Consider the following 17,004-nt stretch of genomic DNA (forward strand, 5'->3'; position numbering starts at 1 on the left):
GTTGAGCACCGCAAGCGTGTCATCGGACGGCCTCCTCGCCCTGACCAGCGCCCAGTTGGGCATCTGGAACGCGCAACGCCTCGAACCCGACTCGCCGTACTACATGGTCGGCGACGTGGTGGAGATATCCGGCAGCGAGCCGGTCGACGTGGACGCGCTGGCGGAAGCGGTCCGGGCGACCACCGAGGAGGCCGACACGCTGCGGCTGCGGGTGTACGACACCCCGGACGGGCCACGCCAGGCGGTGAGCCGGGAGCCGGTCGAGCCGCCCTCGGTGGTCGACGTCAGCGGCGCCCCCGATCCCGTGGCCGCCGCACACGCGCTCGTCGACGCCGAGCGGGGCCGGGCGGCCGAGGCATGCCGGGGGATGGTGGACCGGCCGCTGTACGCACGTACCGTCATCAGGCTGTCCGACCGCGAGGTCTGGTACACTCAGCTCGGCCACCACCTGGTCTTCGACGGTTACACCGCCGCGATGCTCGCCCGCCGCACCGCCGCCCGCTACACCGCCCTGGTACGCGGGACCGAGCCGCCGAAGTCGGCCTTCGGCGCCTTCGCCCGACTCGTCGCCGCCGACCGGGCCTACCGCGACAGCGACCGGTTCGCCGAGGACCGCGCGTACTGGGTCGAGCGGTTCACCCCGCTCCCCGACCTCGGCCACCTCGCTGATCCCGACACCGCCGCCGGTTCGCCCGACCGCACCCTGACCGCCCGCGCCGTCGTCACGCCCGAGGAGACCGCCCGGCTGCGCGCCTTCGCCGACGGGCAGGGCGTCACCTGGGGTGAGGCACTGATCGCCTGCTACGCCGCCTTCCTGCACCGCATGCTGGGCCGCACCGATGTGGTGTTCGCGCTGCCGCTGATGTGCCGGGCGGGTTCGACCGAGCTGCGTACCCCCGCCATGGCGGTCAATGTGCTGCCGCTGCGGGTGACCGTGCGCGGCGGGGACGGGCTCGGGGAGCTGAGCCGGCGGGTCGCCTCCGCCATGCGCGAGATGCGCGACCACCAGCGTTACCGGGGCGAGGATCTGCCGAGGGACCTCGGAGCACCCGGCGCCGGCGCGCTGCTGCACGGACGCGGGATCAACCTCAAGGCGTTCGATTTGGCGATCGACTTCGCCGGGGCCGGCGGTGTGATGCGCAACGTCGCGGGCGGTCCGCCCGAGGACATGGGCCTGAGCGTCCTGCCGACCCGTGACGGTGGGCTGCTGCTCGGCTTCGAAGTCGACGCCCGGTCCAACGACCAGGCCGCGGTCGACGGTCTGCTGTCCGGACTGCGGGCACTGCTGTCCGGGCTGACCGACGGGCTGCCCGTCGGGCGGATCGCCCTGACCGCCGACGTGGACCGGCCGCCGGCCGACTGGTGCCCGCCCGCGCTGCCCGGCACGCCGGTGGACGTGCCGACCGCGTTCGGCACGATGGTCGCCGCCGGTCCGGGGCGTACGGCCCTGGTGTGCGGCGACGACCGGCTGTCCGCGGCGGACCTGGCGGGCCGGGTCCACCGGCTGGCCCGTGCGCTGCGGGCCCGTGGGATCGGGGCCGACGACGTCGTGGCGCTCGCGCTGCCCCGTTCGGCCGACTCGGTGGTCGCCCTGCTGGCGGTGCTGGACGCGGGCGCCGCGTTCCTGCCCCTGGACGCCGCGTACCCGCCCGAGCGGCTGCGCGAGCTGATCGACGACACCCGGCCCGCGCTGGTCCTGACTGCCGGTGCGGTCGACGGGCTGCCGTGGAACACCCTGCTCGACGAGGCCGCCGCGCTGTCCGGCGCGCCCCTGACGGCCGATGAACTGGCCGGGCCCCGGCACCCCGAACACCTCGCCTATGTGATCCATACCTCCGGGTCGACCGGACGCCCCAAGGGCGTGCTCGGCCGGGCCGGCGGCCTGGCCTCGCTGCTGCACCACCAGCGTGCGACGGTCGTCGCGGAGGCCGAACGGTCCGCGGGCAGGCGGCTGCGCGCCGCGCACACCTACTCGTTCGCCTTCGATTCCGCGTTCGACCACCTGGTGTGGCTGCTGTGCGGGCACGAACTGCACGTCTACGACACCGAGACCGCCCGCGACGCCGACGCACTCCTCGCCGCGTACGCCCGCGACGGCATCGACATCGTGGACACCACGCCGTCGATGGCCACGCCGCTGATCGACGGCGGCCTGCTGGACCGGCGGCCGACGCTGCTGGTCCTCGGCGGGGAAGCCACCCCGCCCGCGCTGTGGCGGCGGGTCGCCGGGTCGGGCATCACCGCGCGCAACATGTACGGGCCGACCGAGGCGACGGTGGACAGCACCACCGCACCGATCGACGGCGACGAGCCGACGATCGGCCACCCGCTCGCGGGCACCCGGATCTATGTGCTGGACAGCTCGCTGCAGCCGGTGCCGCACGGCACCGCGGGCGAGCTGTACCTGGCCGGACCGCACCTGGCCCGCGGTTACCTCGGCAGGCCCGGAGCGACCGCCGAGCGCTTCGTCGCCGACCCGTTCGGCGCGCCGGGGGAGCGGATGTACCGCACCGGCGACCTGGCCCGATGGGTGCCCGGCCGGGGCCTGGAGTACCGGGGCCGGGGCGACGGACAGGTCAAGATCCGCGGCCACCGGGTGGAGACCGGTGAGGTCGAGGCAGCGCTCGCCGCGGTGCCCGGAGTCACCGCGTCGGCCGCCAGGGTGCGGTCGTCCCGGCTGATCGGTTACGTCGTGTCCACCTCGGTCACCGGGGACGAGGTACGTGCCCGTCTGGCCGAGCGGCTGCCCGAGCACATGGTGCCTGCGGCGGTCGTGGTGCTGGCCGAGCTGCCGGTGACGCCCAACGGCAAGCTCGACCGCGCCGCCCTGCCCGCGCCCGCGCTGCCCGGCGGCGGCCGGGAGCCGGGCACCGAGCGGGAGCGGCTGCTGTGCGCGGTCCTCGCCGAGGCGCTCGATGTCGAACGGGTCGGCGTGGACGACGACTTCTTCGCCCTCGGCGGGGACAGCATCACCGCGATCACCGTCAGCAGCAGACTGCGGGCGGTGGGCGTCGGGCTGCGTCCCCGGGACCTGCTGGCGCGCCGCAGTTTCGCGGCGCTGGCCGCCTCCGCCGAGCTGCTGGAGGACGTTCCCGAGCCGGCGGACGACCCGGTCGGGTCCGTGCCCGCGCCGCCGATCGTGCGCGGTCTCCTCGACCCGCATCCGGATGTGGACGTCGTCGCCGGCTACGCGCAGTGGACCGCCCTGCGTGTCGACGAACTCGTCCACGACGACCTGGTCACCGGCGTGCAGGCCGTACTCGACCACCACGACGCACTGCGGCTGCGGGCGGGCGGGGAACTGGAGATCCTGCCCCGCGGCGCCGTGCGGGCCGTCGTCGGCGAGGTCCACGGCGAGGACGTGAGCGCACTGGCCCGGCGGCTGGCGGGAGAGCTGGACCCCAGTACGGGCGACCTGCTGCGGGCCGCCCTGCTCCGCACCGGTGACGGCACGTCGGACCGGCTGGTCGTCGTCGTGCACCACCTCGCCATGGACGGCGTGTCCTGGCGCATCCTGCTGCCCGACCTGTACACGGCCTGCACGGGCGGCACGCTCGACCCGGTCGGCACGTCATGGCGGCGGCACGCCACGCTCCTCGCCGACCAGGGCCAATCCGGTACGCGCCGGGGCGAACTCGACCACTGGCGGACCGCGCTCGGCTCCGCGTCCCGGCTGGGCGCCCGGCCGCTGGACCACACGCGGGACACGGTGTCGACCGCCCACCGGTCGGTCACCGTGGCCTCGGCCGAAGCCACCGAGGCGCTGCTGACCACCCTGCCCGCGGCGTACCGCGCCGGTGTCGACGAGGTGCTGCTGGCCGCCCTCGTACTCACCCTGCGGAACTGGGGCCTGCCGGGCGACGCGGTGACCGTGTCCATGGAGGGCCACGGCCGCGAACACCTCGACCTGTCCCGCACCATCGGCTGGTTCACCAGCGAGTACCCGGTGCGCGTTCCCGCGTCCGACGACATCGGGCAGGCGCTGCGCGCCGCCAAGGAGGCCAGGCGCGGCGTCCCCGACGGCGGTGTCGGCTACGGCGTCCTGCGCCACCTCGACCCCGAAACCCGTGCCGAACTCGCGGCCACCCCGCCGCCGGACGTGCTGCTCAACTACCTGGGCCGGTTCGCCCCGCTGTCCGGAACCGGATGGCGCCTGCCCGAGCACGACGCCTTCTCGGTGAACGAGCCCGGCGCCAAGGCCCTGGAACAGGTGCTGGCCCTCAACTGCTTCGTCCATGAAGAGGGTTCACCACGGCTCGCCGTCGAGTGGACGGCCGCGACCGGGGTGCTCGGCACCGACGTCGTCGCGGCGCTCCAGAGCGCCTGGGCCGCCGCCCTGGACGCGCTCGCCGAGCACGCGCTCCACACCCCGGGCGGCCTCACCCCGTCCGACCTGCCGCTGGTCGACCTCGACCAGACCGCCATCGACGCCCTCGAACGCACCGGCCGCATCGCCGACGTACTGCCCGCCACACCCCTCCAGGTCGGGCTGTCCTTCCACACCCTGGTCCGTGACGAGGACGACACCGACGTCTATGTCGTCCAGGCCGTGACCACCCTGGCCGGTGAGCTGGAGCCGGACCGGATGGCCGAGGCGGCCCGCGAACTGCTGCGCCGCCACCCCGCCCTGCGTGTGTACCTGGGCACGGCCGGGGACGACGTGGTGCAGGTGATCCCCGCCGATGTCGCCCTGGACTGGCGGCAGGACGACCGGTTCCCCGACGCCGCCCGCTTCGATCTGGAGCGCCCGTTCGACCCGGCCAGGCCGCCGCTGATCCGTTTCCTGCTGTCCCGCGTCGGGCCCGCCGAGCACAAGCTGGTGATCACGAACCACCACGCCCTGCTCGACGGCTGGTCGATGCCGCTGGTCGGCCGCACCCTGCTCGCCATCTACGCCGAGCTGAGCGGCGGCCCCGCCGCCCCCGTTGCCCCGCCGCTGTCGGAGTACTTCCGGTGGCTGGCGGGCCGGGACCGGGAGGCGTCGCTCGCCGCGTGGCGGGACGCGCTGGCCGGAGTCGACGACGCCACACGGCTGGCACCCGCGAGCACCGGAACCGGTGTCGAGCGGCCGGGCCGCGAAATCGTCGGACTGGGACGCGAGTTCAGTGACCGGCTGCGGGCGTTCGCCCGTGAACAGGGCGTCACTCTGACGACGGTGCTCCAGACGGCGTGGGGCCTGCTGCTGGGCAGGCTCACCGGGCGCCGCGATGTCGTGTTCGGCTGCCCGGTGTCCGGGCGGCCCGCCGAGGTCGACGGCGTGGAGTCGATGATCGGCCAGCTCGGCACCACCATCCCGGTGCGGGTGCGGCACACCCAGGACCAGACCGCGCGGGACCTCATGGCACACGTGCACGCCGACAGCGTCGCACTGGGCGAGCACCACCACATCGGCCTGCCCGAGATCCAGCGGGCGGTGGGCATCGGCGAACTCTTCGACACGATGCTGGTCATGGAGAACTTCCCGCTGTCCAGCCGGAAGCGCACTCCGCTCGCCCCCGGCCTCGACCTGGCGGGCGTGGACATCACCGACGCCACGCACTACGCGCTGACCGTCATCGTGATTCCGGACGAGGAGATCACGATCGGCCTCGGCTACCAGCCGCACGCCTTCGCCGCGGAGACCGTGCGCGACTACGGCCGCTGGCTGCACCACCTCCTGCGGGAGATCGTCGACGACCCGGCACGGCCCGCGATCCGGCTGTCCGCGCTCGACCCCGACGAGCGGGCGCGGATGCTGCGTACCGGCACCGCGGCCGTCCCCGCCAAGGCCCGCGGCCACTGGCTGGAGGAGTTCGCCGCCCAGGTGCGCCGCAGGCCCGACGCCGAGGCCCTGGTCTGCCGCGACCGCAGCCTCAGCTATGCCGAGCTGGACCGGCAGGCCAACCGGCTCGCCCACGCGCTGATCGGGCGTGGGGTACGGCCCCAGGACCCGGTCGCGGTCCTGCTCGGACGCGACATCGAGATGACCGTGGCGCTGTTCGGCGTGGCCAGGGCGGGCGCGGTGTACGTGCCGATGGACGCGAGCTACCCGCGGGAGCGGCTGGCGTACATGTTCGACGACATCGCCCCGGCAGCCGCCGTGACGACCGGCGCCGAACTGCCCGTCGACCGCGAGATACCGGTACTGCGGCTCGACGACCCGGCCACACTCGCGTCCGCGGCGGACACCGACCCGGCCGGGGCACGCGCCGGGCTCACCGAGGACGCGCTCGCCTACGTCATCTACACCTCCGGAACCACCGGGCGGCCCAAGGGCGTCGGCGTGACCCACCGGGGCGTGCCCGACCTGATCGCGCTCCAGGAGGAGGTCGTCGGCGTCACCGAGAACGACCGGTACCTGCACTTCGCGTCGACCGGCTTCGACGTCGCGTTCTGGCAGACCATGGTGCCCCTGCTCTCCGGCGGTACGTCGGTGATCGCACCCGAGGAGGTACGCGTCCCCGGCGACGAACTGCTCGACTACATCGTCGAGCACCGGGTGACCGGAGTGAACCTGCTTCCCTCGTTCCTGGCCGCGATGCCCGACGACCGCACCGTCGACCCCGACGTGTTCTTCGTCGTCGGAGCCGAACGCCTCGACCCCGAGCTGGCACGACGCTGGGGCCGGGGCCGCAGGGCGCTGTTCAACGCCTACGGTCCGACCGAGGTCACCATCAACTCCACGACCTGGCACTACGACCCGGACGACGCCGGGCCGCTGCCGATCGGCCGCCCCGACCCCAACGTCCGCGCCTATGTCCTCGACGGCGGACTCCAGCCGGTCGGCGTCGGTGTCACGGGCGAGCTCTACCTCGGCGGGCCGAGCCTGGCCCGCGGATACCTCGGCCGCCCCGGTCTGACCGCCGCGACCTTCGTGGCCGACCCGTTCGGCCCGCCGGGGGAGCGGTTGTACCGCACGGGCGACCTGGTGCGGTGGCGGCCGGACGGACAGCTGGTGTTCCTCGGCCGCGCCGACCACCAGGTGAAGGTCCGCGGCTTCCGGGTCGAGCTGGGTGAGATCGAGTCCACTCTGACCAGCCACCCCGATGTGCGCGCCGGTGCCGTGATCATGCGGGAGGGCAGGCTCGTCGGCTACGTCATCCCGACCGACGACGCCGACCTCGACACCGCGCGGGTGCGCGCGTACCTGGCCGAGGAACTGCCCGACCACATGGTGCCGACGGCGCTCGTACCGATCGACCGGCTGCCGCTGAGCCCCAGCGGCAAGCTCGACACAGCCGCGCTGCCCGCTCCCGAGACCGTGGCCGCCCCGCGGCGCGAACCCGCCACCGGGGCGGAAGCGGTGCTGCTCGGGGTGTTCCAGGACGTCCTGGGCACCGATGACATCGGCCCCGACGACAGCTTCTTCGCCATCGGCGGGGACAGCATCGTGTCGCTGCAAGTGGTGTCGCGGGCCCGGCGCCAGGGCCTCGGCCTGAGCGCGCGGGACGTGTTCGAGGGAGAGACGGTCGCCGGGATCGCGGCGCGGGCGCGCGCCCTCGACGGCGGTGCGGGACCCGCGGACGGGGACGCACCGCTGACCCCGATCATGCGGGACCTGCTGCGCCGCGCCGGCTCCGCCGCGGACGGATTCTGCCAATGGGTGGAGATCTGCGTCCCGCCGGGCGGCGACGAGCCGGCCTGGCGGGCCGTGCTCGACGCGCTCCTGGCCCGTCACGACGTACTGCGGGCCCACCTGGCCGACGACGTGCTGCGCATCCCGCCGGTCGGCACGGTGACCGGTGCCGAGGTGCTGACCCGTGTAGCGGCGGCAGAAGACCTGCGGGGCCCGGCCGACGCCGCGATCGCCGCCGCCCGGGAGTCCATGGACCCGCGCACCGGCCCCCTGCTGCGCGCGGTGTGGGTGGACGCCGGACCGGACCGGCCGGGCCGGCTCGTCCTGATCGCCCACCACCTGGTCGTCGACGGCGTGTCCTGGCGCATCCTGCTGGACGACCTGGAACACGCCCACTCCGGTGGATCACTGGCCCGGCACGGTCAGTCGTTCCTCGGCTGGGCGCGGTCGCTGCGCGACGCCGACCGGCGGGCCGAACTCCCGCACTGGCGGCGGATGAACACCACACCGGCGCTCACCCGCCCGCTCGACCCCGCCCGGGACACCGTGGCGACCGCGACACACCACGAGATCCGGCTCGACGCCGACTCGACCCGCGCCCTGATCACGACCCTGCCGGCCGCCTACCGCACCACGCCGGACGCCGTGCTGCTGACGGCGCTCGGCCAGGCGGTACGGGCCTGGCGCGGGACACCGCAGGTGCTGGTCGCGCTGGAGAGCCATGGCCGCCCCCGACAGGTCGACCTGTCCCAGACCGTCGGCTGGTTCACCGCCGTCCACCCCGTGCGACTCGACGCGGGCGACGACGTGAAGGCGGTCAGGGAACGGCTGCGCGCACAGGGCGACGGCCTCGGCCACGGCATTCTCACCGCGGCGGGCCTGCTGGACCCCGTGGCACCGGAGATCGCCTGGAACTACCTCGGCCGGTACCCCGGCGCCCCGGCGCGGGAGACGCCGTGGCAGGCACCCCCGGACGCCGACCCGCTCGGTTCGAACGGCTCCGACGCGATGCCCCTGCCGTACAGCCTGATGATCAACGCCCTGGTGCGTGACGACGCGCTCGGGGTCCGGATCACCTGGCCGTCCGCGCTGTTCACCGCAGCCGAGGCCGAGGAACTGGCCGAGAGCCTGCGGACCGCGCTCCTGCACGTCGCCGCCGCCCCGGAGATCAGGGCGCTCGACCAGGACCGTCCGGTCGCCGACATGCAGCCGCTGACCCCGTTGCAGGAGGTGATGCTGCGGCACTCGCGCACCGAGCGCCCCGACCCGTACACCGTGCAGTCGGCGTTCACCCTCGCCGGCCCGCTCGACACCGACGCCCTGCGCGACGCGGGCGCCGACCTGCTGGCCCGTCACCCGAACCTGGGTGCCGTGTTCCCCGCCTTCCTGGCGGTGATCCCCACGTCGCCCCGGCCGGACTTCCGCGTGACCGACGGGCCCGCCGAGGAGGTGCTGGCGGCGGACCTGGCCGAGCCGTTCGACCTCGCCCGGGGCCCGCTCTTCCGGCTGACCGTGATCCGGCGTGACTCCGAGCGCGCCGACCTGGTCCTGACCACCCATCACGTGCTCTCCGACGGCTGGTCGGCCCCGCGCATCCTCACCGAGCTGTTCGCGCTCTACACGGCGAGGGTCCGCGGCGGGGCTCACGGTCTGCCCGCCCCCGTACCGTTCGGCGACTACCTGGCCTGGTGCGCCGACCACGAGCCCGATCTCGGCGCCTGGGCAGCCGAGTTGGAGGGTCTGCCCGAGGGCGACTATCTGGGCGGCGGCGAACCCGGTCCGGCCTGGCAGGAACCCGAGGTCATCGCGTTCGACGCGGCACTGGTGGCCGGCCTCACCCACTTGGCCGCCCGGCGCGGTCTGACCCTGAACACGCTGGTGCAGGGCGCGTGGGCGGTGCTGCTCGCGCGGCGATCCGGCCACACGGACGTCTGCTTCGGCGCCATGGTCTCCTGCCGTCCCCCGGAGCTGGAGGGTGTCGAGGAGATCATCGGGCTGTTGGCCAACACCGTGCCTGTACGGGCCCGGCTCGGCGGCACGCTCGCCGACACGCTCACCGGCCTGCAGGCCGGACAGCGGGCGCTGGTCGAGCACCACCACGTCGCCCTCACCGACCTGGAACGGCTGACCGGGCGGCGCAGGCTGTTCGACAGCCTGGTGGTGTTCGAGAACTACCCGGTCGACCCGGACCGCCTCCGTGAACCCGCCCCCGGGCTCACGGTCGTCGCAACCCGCTTCCGGGAGGCCACGCACCACCCGGTGACCCTGACCGTCATGCCGGACGGCGACGGCTGGACCGGCGTGTTCGCCCACCGGGCCGGAACGGACGTCGACGGGCTCGCCGAGGAACTGCTCGACCTGCTGCGCACCCTGGACAAGCACCTCGACAACGACGTGCTCGCTCTCCTGGAGGGCCGATGAGCGGGAAGACCGCGCCGCCGGACGGGAACGTCGCGCCGGCGGACGACCGCGTGGACAGGCAGTTGCTGCGGGTCGCGTTCATCCTGGTGCTCGGCACCTTCATGGCCACGCTGGACGCCACGATCGTCAGTGTCGGCATCGACAGCCTGACCGAGGAGTTCGGCGCCTCCGTCGCCGAGATCCAATGGGTCACCACCGCCTACCTGCTGGCCGTTGTCGCCGCCGTACCCGCGTCCGGCTGGCTGGCCGGCCGGTTCGGCGGCCGGCGGACGTGGCTCGTCGCCGTGGGGGTGTTCCTGCTCGGCTCGATTCTGTGCGCGTCGGCCTGGTCGGTGACCAGCCTGATCGTGTTCCGGGTGATCCAGGGCCTCGGCGGCGGGCTGCTGCCCGCGACCGGGCAGGCGCTGCTGGCCCGCGTCGCGGGCCCCGGCCGCACCGGGCGGGTGATCAGCGTCGTCGCCGTCGTCCCGCTGCTGTCACCGGTGTTCGGCCCGCTGGTCGGGGGCTCCATCCTCGAAGTGGCGCCATGGCCGTGGCTGTTCCTGGTCAACCTGCCGATCGGAGTGGTCGCGGCCCTGCTCGCCCGCCGCCATGTGCCCGTGGTGCCGCCGTCGACGCGGCGTACGGCCTTCGATCTGCGGGGGGCGCTGCTGCTCTCGCCCGGCCTGGCCGTGCTGGTGTTCGGGCTGACCGAGGTCGCCCACGGCCGCACCCTCCCGGCCACGGTCGGCGTGGTGGCGGGGCTGGCGATGCTGACCGGCTTCACCGTGCACGGGCTGCGGACCCGCCGCACCCCGCTGGTCGACCCCCGGCTGTTCGCCCGGCCGCCCTTCGGCGCCGCCGCCGTCGCGCTGCTCGTCCTGGGCGCGTCGGTGTTCGGCACGATGTTCCTGCTGCCGCTGTACTTCCAGACCGGCCGCGGAATGTCGGCGTGGGAGGCCGGGCTGCTGCTCGCCCCCCAGGGGCTGGGCGCGGCGGCCGGGTCGGTGCTGGTCAACCGCACCATCAACAAGGTCGCGCCGCGGACCCTGGTGGTCACCGGCATCGTGCTGATCCTCGCGGGCACGGTTCCCTTCACCCAGCTCGGCCACGAAGTCCCGGACGCCGTGATCGTCTCGGCGCTCGCGGTCCGCGGCGTCGGGATGGCCATGGTCGGCGCGCCCGTGATGAACATCGTCTACAGCCGCATCGAGCCCGAGCAGCTTCCGCGCGCGGCCGGAGCGCTCAACCTGCTCAACACCGTGGGCGGTTCGGTCGGCACCGCTGCCCTCGCCGTGGTCCTGCAGAACCGGCTGTCGGCCCGCGGCCCGGACATCGCCGCGGCGTTCGGTGACACTTTCTGGTGGGTGCTCGGCTTCTGCCTGATCGCCGCCGCCGGAGCCACGAGGCTGCCACGGACCCGGGCCGGGAAGCCGTGATGCGCCCACTCGCCGACACCGGGCCTTGTGGACCGTCCGGCCGTCCGTCACGATGGTGATCGTGACGACCTGCCGAAAGGCCCATGCCGCGTAGGCGGCCCGGCGCGCTTCGCGCCGAAGCTCCGGTGGCGCCGGTCCCAGGCCCCTGGACCGAACGGATTCCGGGTCTCTCCGAGCGCACCTGCGCCGAGATCCAGCGCAGGGAAAGCGAACACGACGACCCTGCGGGCGGCCTGTGGCGTGGCGCGGTCGAAGCCGCGCTCAGGCACTACCGGGCGTTCCTGCGGCAACCCGGCCGCTACCTCGACCTGTGTTTCGAGGCTTCTCCCCATCCGGAGTCCTCGCTCGTCAACGTGGCGAACGCCCGGGACCTCCTGCAAGAGGCGCTGCGCTCGCTGTCCCCGTCCGCCCGCGCCGAGCTCGGGCGGCTGGTGGCGGCCCTCGATACCGAGCTGCGACGTCGGACCCTGCCCGACCCGCTCGCACACCGGCGCGTTCGGTGCGGTGACGGATGGTGGCACCGGCGGCTCTACGACGGTGAGTTCCGGTGGTGAGGGGCTTCGGACGGCACCGTTGCGTCTCAACGCCGGTGGTACGGAGCGGAGGTCGGCCCCGCCCACCTCCGAGAGGGTGGCCGAAAAGGGTGGGTGGGAGGTGTTTCTCGGGCGCCCCGTCGGTAGAGGGGCATCGTCCGTCTACCCCCGATGCGCCCTCGCAATCCTGTGCTCTTGTTCACCGTTAAACAATTCCGGAATATCCAGGAATATACGTCCAGTTCATCCCAGCTGCTCGTCTATCGTCCGGGATCATGAGCACCACCAGTACCTCGCAAACCACCGCACGGCACCCCGTACGCGTCCTGCGCCACGTATGGATTCCTCTCAAGGACGGCAACAGGCTCGCCGCCCGGGTGTGGCTGCCCGCCGACACCGAGGGGCCGGTTCCAGCCGTTCTGGAGTACATCCCGTACCGCAAGAACGACGGCACCGCTCCCCGCGATGTGACCCTGCACGCCCAGTTCGCCGCCGCCGGATACGCGGCCGTGCGCGTCGACTGCCGGGGCAGCGGCGACTCCAGCGGCATCATGCTCGACGAGTACCACGCCACCGAACTCGCCGACGCCCTCGAAGTCCTCGACTGGATCGAGGGCCAGGACTGGTCCGACGGCCAGGTGGCGATCATCGGCAAGTCCTGGGGCGGATTCAACGGCCTCCAGATCGCGGCCCTCCAGCCGCCGCAACTGCGCTGCATCGTCACCGTCTGCTCCACGGACGACCGGTACGCCGACGACGTGCACTACGCGGGCGGTTCCCTGCTCGCCTCCGAGATGCTGCCCTGGGCCGCGACCATGCTCGCCTACAACGCCCGCCCCGCGGACCCCGCCGTGCTCGGCGACTCCTGGCGTCAGGAATGGCTGGACCGGCTGGACCGCACGGTCCCGTACGCCGAGGAGTGGCTGAGCCACCAGCGCCGGGACGCCTACTGGCAGCACGGATCGGTCTGCGAGGACTACTCCGCGATCAAGGTGCCCGTCTACGCGGTCGGCGGCTGGCTCGACCCCTACCGGGGCGCCGTCCTGCGGCTCATGGAGAACCTGGGGGTGCCTGCCAAGGCCATGCTCGGGCCCTGGGCGCACACCTACCCCCACCAGGCCGAACCCGGCCCGGCGATGGACTTCCAGAGCGAGTGCGTACGCTGGTTCGACCGCTGGATGGGCGGTGTCGACGACGGCATCATGGACGAGCCGGCGCTGCGCGCCTGGATCCCCGACCCCGCCCCGGTCGGCTCCGACCTCACCGGGCGTCCCGGCCGCTGGGTCGGCGAGCCGTCCTGGCCCGCACCCGGTGTCGAGGCGCGCGAGCTGCCGCTGAGCACGCTCGGCGCAGCCCCGGGCACCGCGGTACTCCGCTCGCCGCTGACCATCGGCGCCAGTGGCGGCGACTTCCTCAAGTTCGGTGATGTGCCCGGCCAGTACGCGGACCAGGCCGCCGACGACGGCCGGTCGCACACCTTCACCGGTCCCGCCCTGACCGAGCGGCTGGAGATCCTCGGCACCCCCGAGGTCACCCTCCGGGTCACCAGCGACCGGCCGCAGGCGCAGCTCGCGGTGAGGCTGTGCGAGGTCGCCCCGGACGGCAGCTCGAAGCTGGTCACCGCGGGTTTCCTCAACCTCACCCACCGCGACGGACACACCGATCCGAAGCCCCTGGAGCCGGGCCGCGCCTACGAGGTGTCGGTGCCCCTGTTCGCCATCGGGCACGCCTTCGCCGCCGGAAACCGCGTCCGGGTCTCCGTCTCCGCCTCGCTGTGGCCCTGGCTCTGGCCCTCACCCGAGGTGGTGGCCCTGGAACTGGACACCGCCCACGGCGCCCTGACGCTGCCGGTACGCGCGCCCCGCCCCGACGAGGAGGCGGCGCTGCGCCCGTACGGTCCGCCGCGGGCGGTTCCCCCGCACAGCATCGAGACGGCGCCCATCCCCGGCGACCGGAAGGTCAGTCACGACGCCGAGACCGGGGAACAGGTCATCGTGACCACCCCGGCGGACGGCACCATGACGGACCACACCGACGGTCTCACCCGTTCCGGCAAGGATCTCAACCGCTTCCGGCTGGTCGAGGGCGATCCGCTGTCCGCGACGGTGGAGAGCGAGCGTGAGGAGTTCATCAGCCGGGGCGACTGGGCGACGCGTGTGCGCACCCGGTCCCGGATGACCGCGGACGCCAACGACTTCTGTGTGGTCAATCAGCTGTCCGCGTTCGAGGGCACCGGAGCGGCGGAGCGAGAGATCTTCACCCGGACCTGGTCCTTCACCGTCCCCCGGGACCAGGTGTGACAGGCATCCGCCGCGCGTCGGCGGTCCTGTCCACCCTGGTCGGCAAAGTACGCGGAACGGGTTCCGCCCCCACCCGGCGCTCCCGGCTCCGCCGTCCGGCGAGGGGAGCGGCGGCCGGGCTGCTGGCTTTCGCCTCTCTTGTCGCGCTCTCGGGCTGCGGCAGCGCCGTTGCCACGGTCGGCAAGCCCACCGTGGTCATCGGGGCCAAGCAGTTCACCGAGCAGTGGATCATCGGCGAGCTGTACAAACAGGCGCTGACCGAGGCCGGTTACGACGTCGAGCTGAAGTCGAACATCGGCAGCACCACGATCATCGACGGCGCGCTCACCTCCGGCCAGATAGACATCTACCCCGAGTACACCGGGGTGATCCTCCAGGTGCTGGCCAAGAGCGATTCGATGCCCCCGACCGCCGCGGCGACCTTCCGCGAGGCGAAGGCGTATCAGGAGACCCGCGGGCTGACGATGCTCGACCCGACCCCGTTCCAGAACCGCAACGCGGTCGCGGTCAAGCCCGCGTTCGCGAAGAAGCACGGACTGAAGACCATCAGCGACCTGGCCAAGGCGGACCATGTCGTCTTCGCCGAGTACCCGGACAACATGGAAGGCGCACTCGGCTACCACGACATGGTGAAGGCGCACGGACTCACCAACACCGAGGTGAAGTCCCTGAACATCGGCCTCCAGTACCCCGCGCTGGACAACGGTCAGGTCGACGCCGCCGACGTCTTCACCACGGATCCGCAGCTCGCCCGTGGCGACTACACGATTCTGGAGGACGTGAAGGGCTACTACGGCTACCAGAACGTGGCCCCCGTCATCCGCCAGGGCGTACAGGAGGAGCAGGGCCCGGGTTTCGCCGAGACGCTCAACCGGCTGGACGCGCTGCTCACCGACGAAGCGGTACGTGAGATGAACCGGGGCGTCGACACCGTACGGCTCGCTCCGTCCGAGGTCGCGGCGGAGTTCCTGCGGGTCAACGACCTCATCTGACCGGCGGGGACCGAATGTCCCGCCGCACCCCTCGTGTCCGCGACCGTCCGCACCCCGTCGCCCTCCAGGAGAAGGCCCCCATGAGCCAGGAAAACCAGAGAATTCCCGCCGGCGCGCAGGAGATCGTCTTCGACCATGTCGTCAAGACCTACCCCGGCAGCACCGCGCCCGCCGTCGACGACCTGTCGCTGACCGTCCCCGCAGGTGAGATCTGTGTGCTGCTCGGTCCGTCCGGCAGTGGCAAGACCACCGCACTGATGATGGTGAACCGGCTGGCCGAGCCGACCGGTGGCGACATCCGCATCGGTGACCGGTCCATCCGCGACCTCGACCCGATCCAGCTGCGCCGCTCCATCGGCTACGTCATCCAGCAGAGCGGGCTCTTCCCCCACCTGACGATCGCGGCCAACATCGCCACCGTCCCGAAGGTCCTCGGCTGGGACCGGAAGCGGGTGACGGACCGGGTGGCCGAACTGCTCGACCTCGTCGGGCTGCCGGTCGCGGAGTACGGATCGCGCTACCCCGCCCAGCTCTCCGGCGGCCAGCGGCAGCGTGTCGGCATCGCCCGAGCGCTGGCGGCGGACCCACCGGTGATGCTGATGGACGAGCCGTTCGGCGCGCTCGACCCCCTCACGCGGGAGCATGTGCAGGACGAGTTCCTGGCGCTGCACGAACGCATCCGCAAGACCGTGATCTTCGTGAGCCACGACATCGACGAGGCCGTGAAGATGGGCGACCGCGTCGCGATCTTCCGCGAGGGCGGCAGACTCGCCCAGTACGACACCCCGCAGACGCTGCTGAAGGAGCCGTGCGACGACTTCGTGGCCCGCTTCGTCGGCGCCGACCGGGGCCTGCGGCGGCTCTCCCTGATCCGCCTCGCGGACCTGGAACTGACCCCCGGGACCACCACGCCCGCGGCCGGGACCGAACTGCCCGGCCTCGCCGCCGACGCCACGCTCCGCTCCGCGCTCTCCCTCATGGTGGCCGAGGGCACCGACGCCGTCCGGGTCACCGGTGACGACGGCACGGTCCTCGGCACCGCCTCGCTGGACGCGATACGGAAGGCGGGCGCGGCATGATGGGCGGCCCCGTCATCCCCGACTACGGGGACCCCAGTACGTGCGTGGCCAACGACGCCACGTTCTGCGCGGACTGGTTCGCCGACCACTGGTCCAGTCTCTTCTGGCCCGCGCTCGTCCAGCACATCGAGCTCACTCTGATCGCCGTGGTGATCGGCTTCGTCATCTCCTTCCTGATGGCCGTACTCGCCCACTTCCAGGGCTGGTTCGCGGCCCCGGCCTCGGCCGTGTCGTCCTTCCTCTACACGGTTCCGCCGCTGGCGCTCTTCCAACTCCTCGTACCGGTCAGCGGATTCTCCGTCCTCACGGTGGAGATCGCGCTCATCGCGTACAGCCTCTACCTGCTCTTCACCACACTCCTCACCGGGCTGCGCGAGGTGCCGGAGGACGCCGTGCGGGCGGCTCGCGGCATGGGGCTGACCAGACGGCAGATCCTTTTCAAGGTCGAACTGCCCCTGTCCCTCCCGGCGCTCGTCTCCGGGCTGCGCGTGACCACCGTGATGACCGTCGGGACCGTCGCCATCGCCGCGTACGTCATCGACGCCGGTCTCGGGTCGCTGATCCTCAAGGCGCTCCAGTCGCCCTTCAACACCCAGTTCGTCGGCGCGGGCGCGCTCGCCGTCGCCCTGGCGCTGACCGCCGACGGCCTGCTGGTACTCGCCGGACGGCTGCTCACCCCCTGGGCCCGAAGCAGGAGGGCATAGCC

Annotated in this window: 7 protein-coding genes; all 7 read left to right on the forward strand. The window is 72.8% G+C overall.

Going from position 1 to position 17,004, the window contains the following annotated elements; translation table 11 throughout:
• Window position 1: 1 nt before the first annotated feature.
• The 7 genes from A6A29_RS06405 to A6A29_RS06435 all read left to right on the forward strand — a co-directional run bounded on the left by A6A29_RS06405 (window position 2) and on the right by A6A29_RS06435 (window position 17,002).
• The gene (locus A6A29_RS06405; RefSeq protein ID WP_073718861.1) at window positions 2-9,976 is read left to right on the forward strand and encodes a non-ribosomal peptide synthetase; all 9,975 of its coding nucleotides are present in this window, start codon (window positions 2-4) and stop codon (window positions 9,974-9,976) included.
• Window positions 9,973-11,394 (forward strand): MDR family MFS transporter, encoded by a 1,422-nt coding sequence (locus A6A29_RS06410; RefSeq protein ID WP_073718862.1) that lies wholly within the window; start codon window positions 9,973-9,975, stop codon window positions 11,392-11,394. The genes A6A29_RS06405 and A6A29_RS06410 overlap by 4 nt, the downstream gene beginning before the upstream one ends.
• A 125-nt stretch (window positions 11,395-11,519) precedes the next feature.
• On the forward strand, window positions 11,520-11,948 hold the full coding sequence (locus tag A6A29_RS06415) for a hypothetical protein (RefSeq protein ID WP_241838331.1): 429 nt from the start codon (window positions 11,520-11,522) through the stop codon (window positions 11,946-11,948).
• Window positions 11,949-12,202: 254 nt separating this feature from the next.
• On the forward strand, window positions 12,203-14,227 hold the full coding sequence (locus A6A29_RS06420) for a CocE/NonD family hydrolase (protein ID WP_073718864.1): 2,025 nt from the start codon (window positions 12,203-12,205) through the stop codon (window positions 14,225-14,227).
• Window positions 14,224-15,219: an ABC transporter substrate-binding protein gene (locus A6A29_RS06425; RefSeq protein ID WP_241838332.1), complete on the forward strand. Its 996-nt coding sequence runs from the start codon at window positions 14,224-14,226 to the stop codon at window positions 15,217-15,219. Before A6A29_RS06420 ends, A6A29_RS06425 begins: the two co-directional genes overlap by 4 nt.
• An 80-nt stretch (window positions 15,220-15,299) precedes the next feature.
• Entirely contained in the window at window positions 15,300-16,298 is a 999-nt protein-coding gene (locus tag A6A29_RS06430; protein ID WP_073718865.1) for an ABC transporter ATP-binding protein, read from the forward strand.
• A complete protein-coding gene (locus tag A6A29_RS06435) occupies window positions 16,295-17,002 on the forward strand; it encodes an ABC transporter permease (protein ID WP_107468134.1) in 708 nt (235 codons plus the stop codon). The genes A6A29_RS06430 and A6A29_RS06435 overlap by 4 nt, the downstream gene beginning before the upstream one ends.
• The last annotated feature ends 2 nt before the right edge of the window (window positions 17,003-17,004 follow it).

The sequence above is a fragment of the Streptomyces sp. TSRI0281 genome (assembly GCF_001905125.1).
Lineage (GTDB): Bacteria > Actinomycetota > Actinomycetes > Streptomycetales > Streptomycetaceae > Streptomyces.

Excerpts from the sequence above, each read along its gene's own strand:
- A6A29_RS06420 (WP_073718864.1), top strand. The coding sequence starts at position 12,203 with ATGAGCACCACCAGTACCTCGCAAACCACCGCACGGCACCCCGTACGC.
- A6A29_RS06410 (WP_073718862.1), top strand. The coding sequence starts at position 9,973 with ATGAGCGGGAAGACCGCGCCGCCGGACGGGAACGTCGCGCCGGCGGAC.
- A6A29_RS06430 (WP_073718865.1), top strand. The coding sequence starts at position 15,300 with ATGAGCCAGGAAAACCAGAGAATTCCCGCCGGCGCGCAGGAGATCGTC.
- A6A29_RS06435 (WP_107468134.1), top strand. The coding sequence starts at position 16,295 with ATGATGGGCGGCCCCGTCATCCCCGACTACGGGGACCCCAGTACGTGC.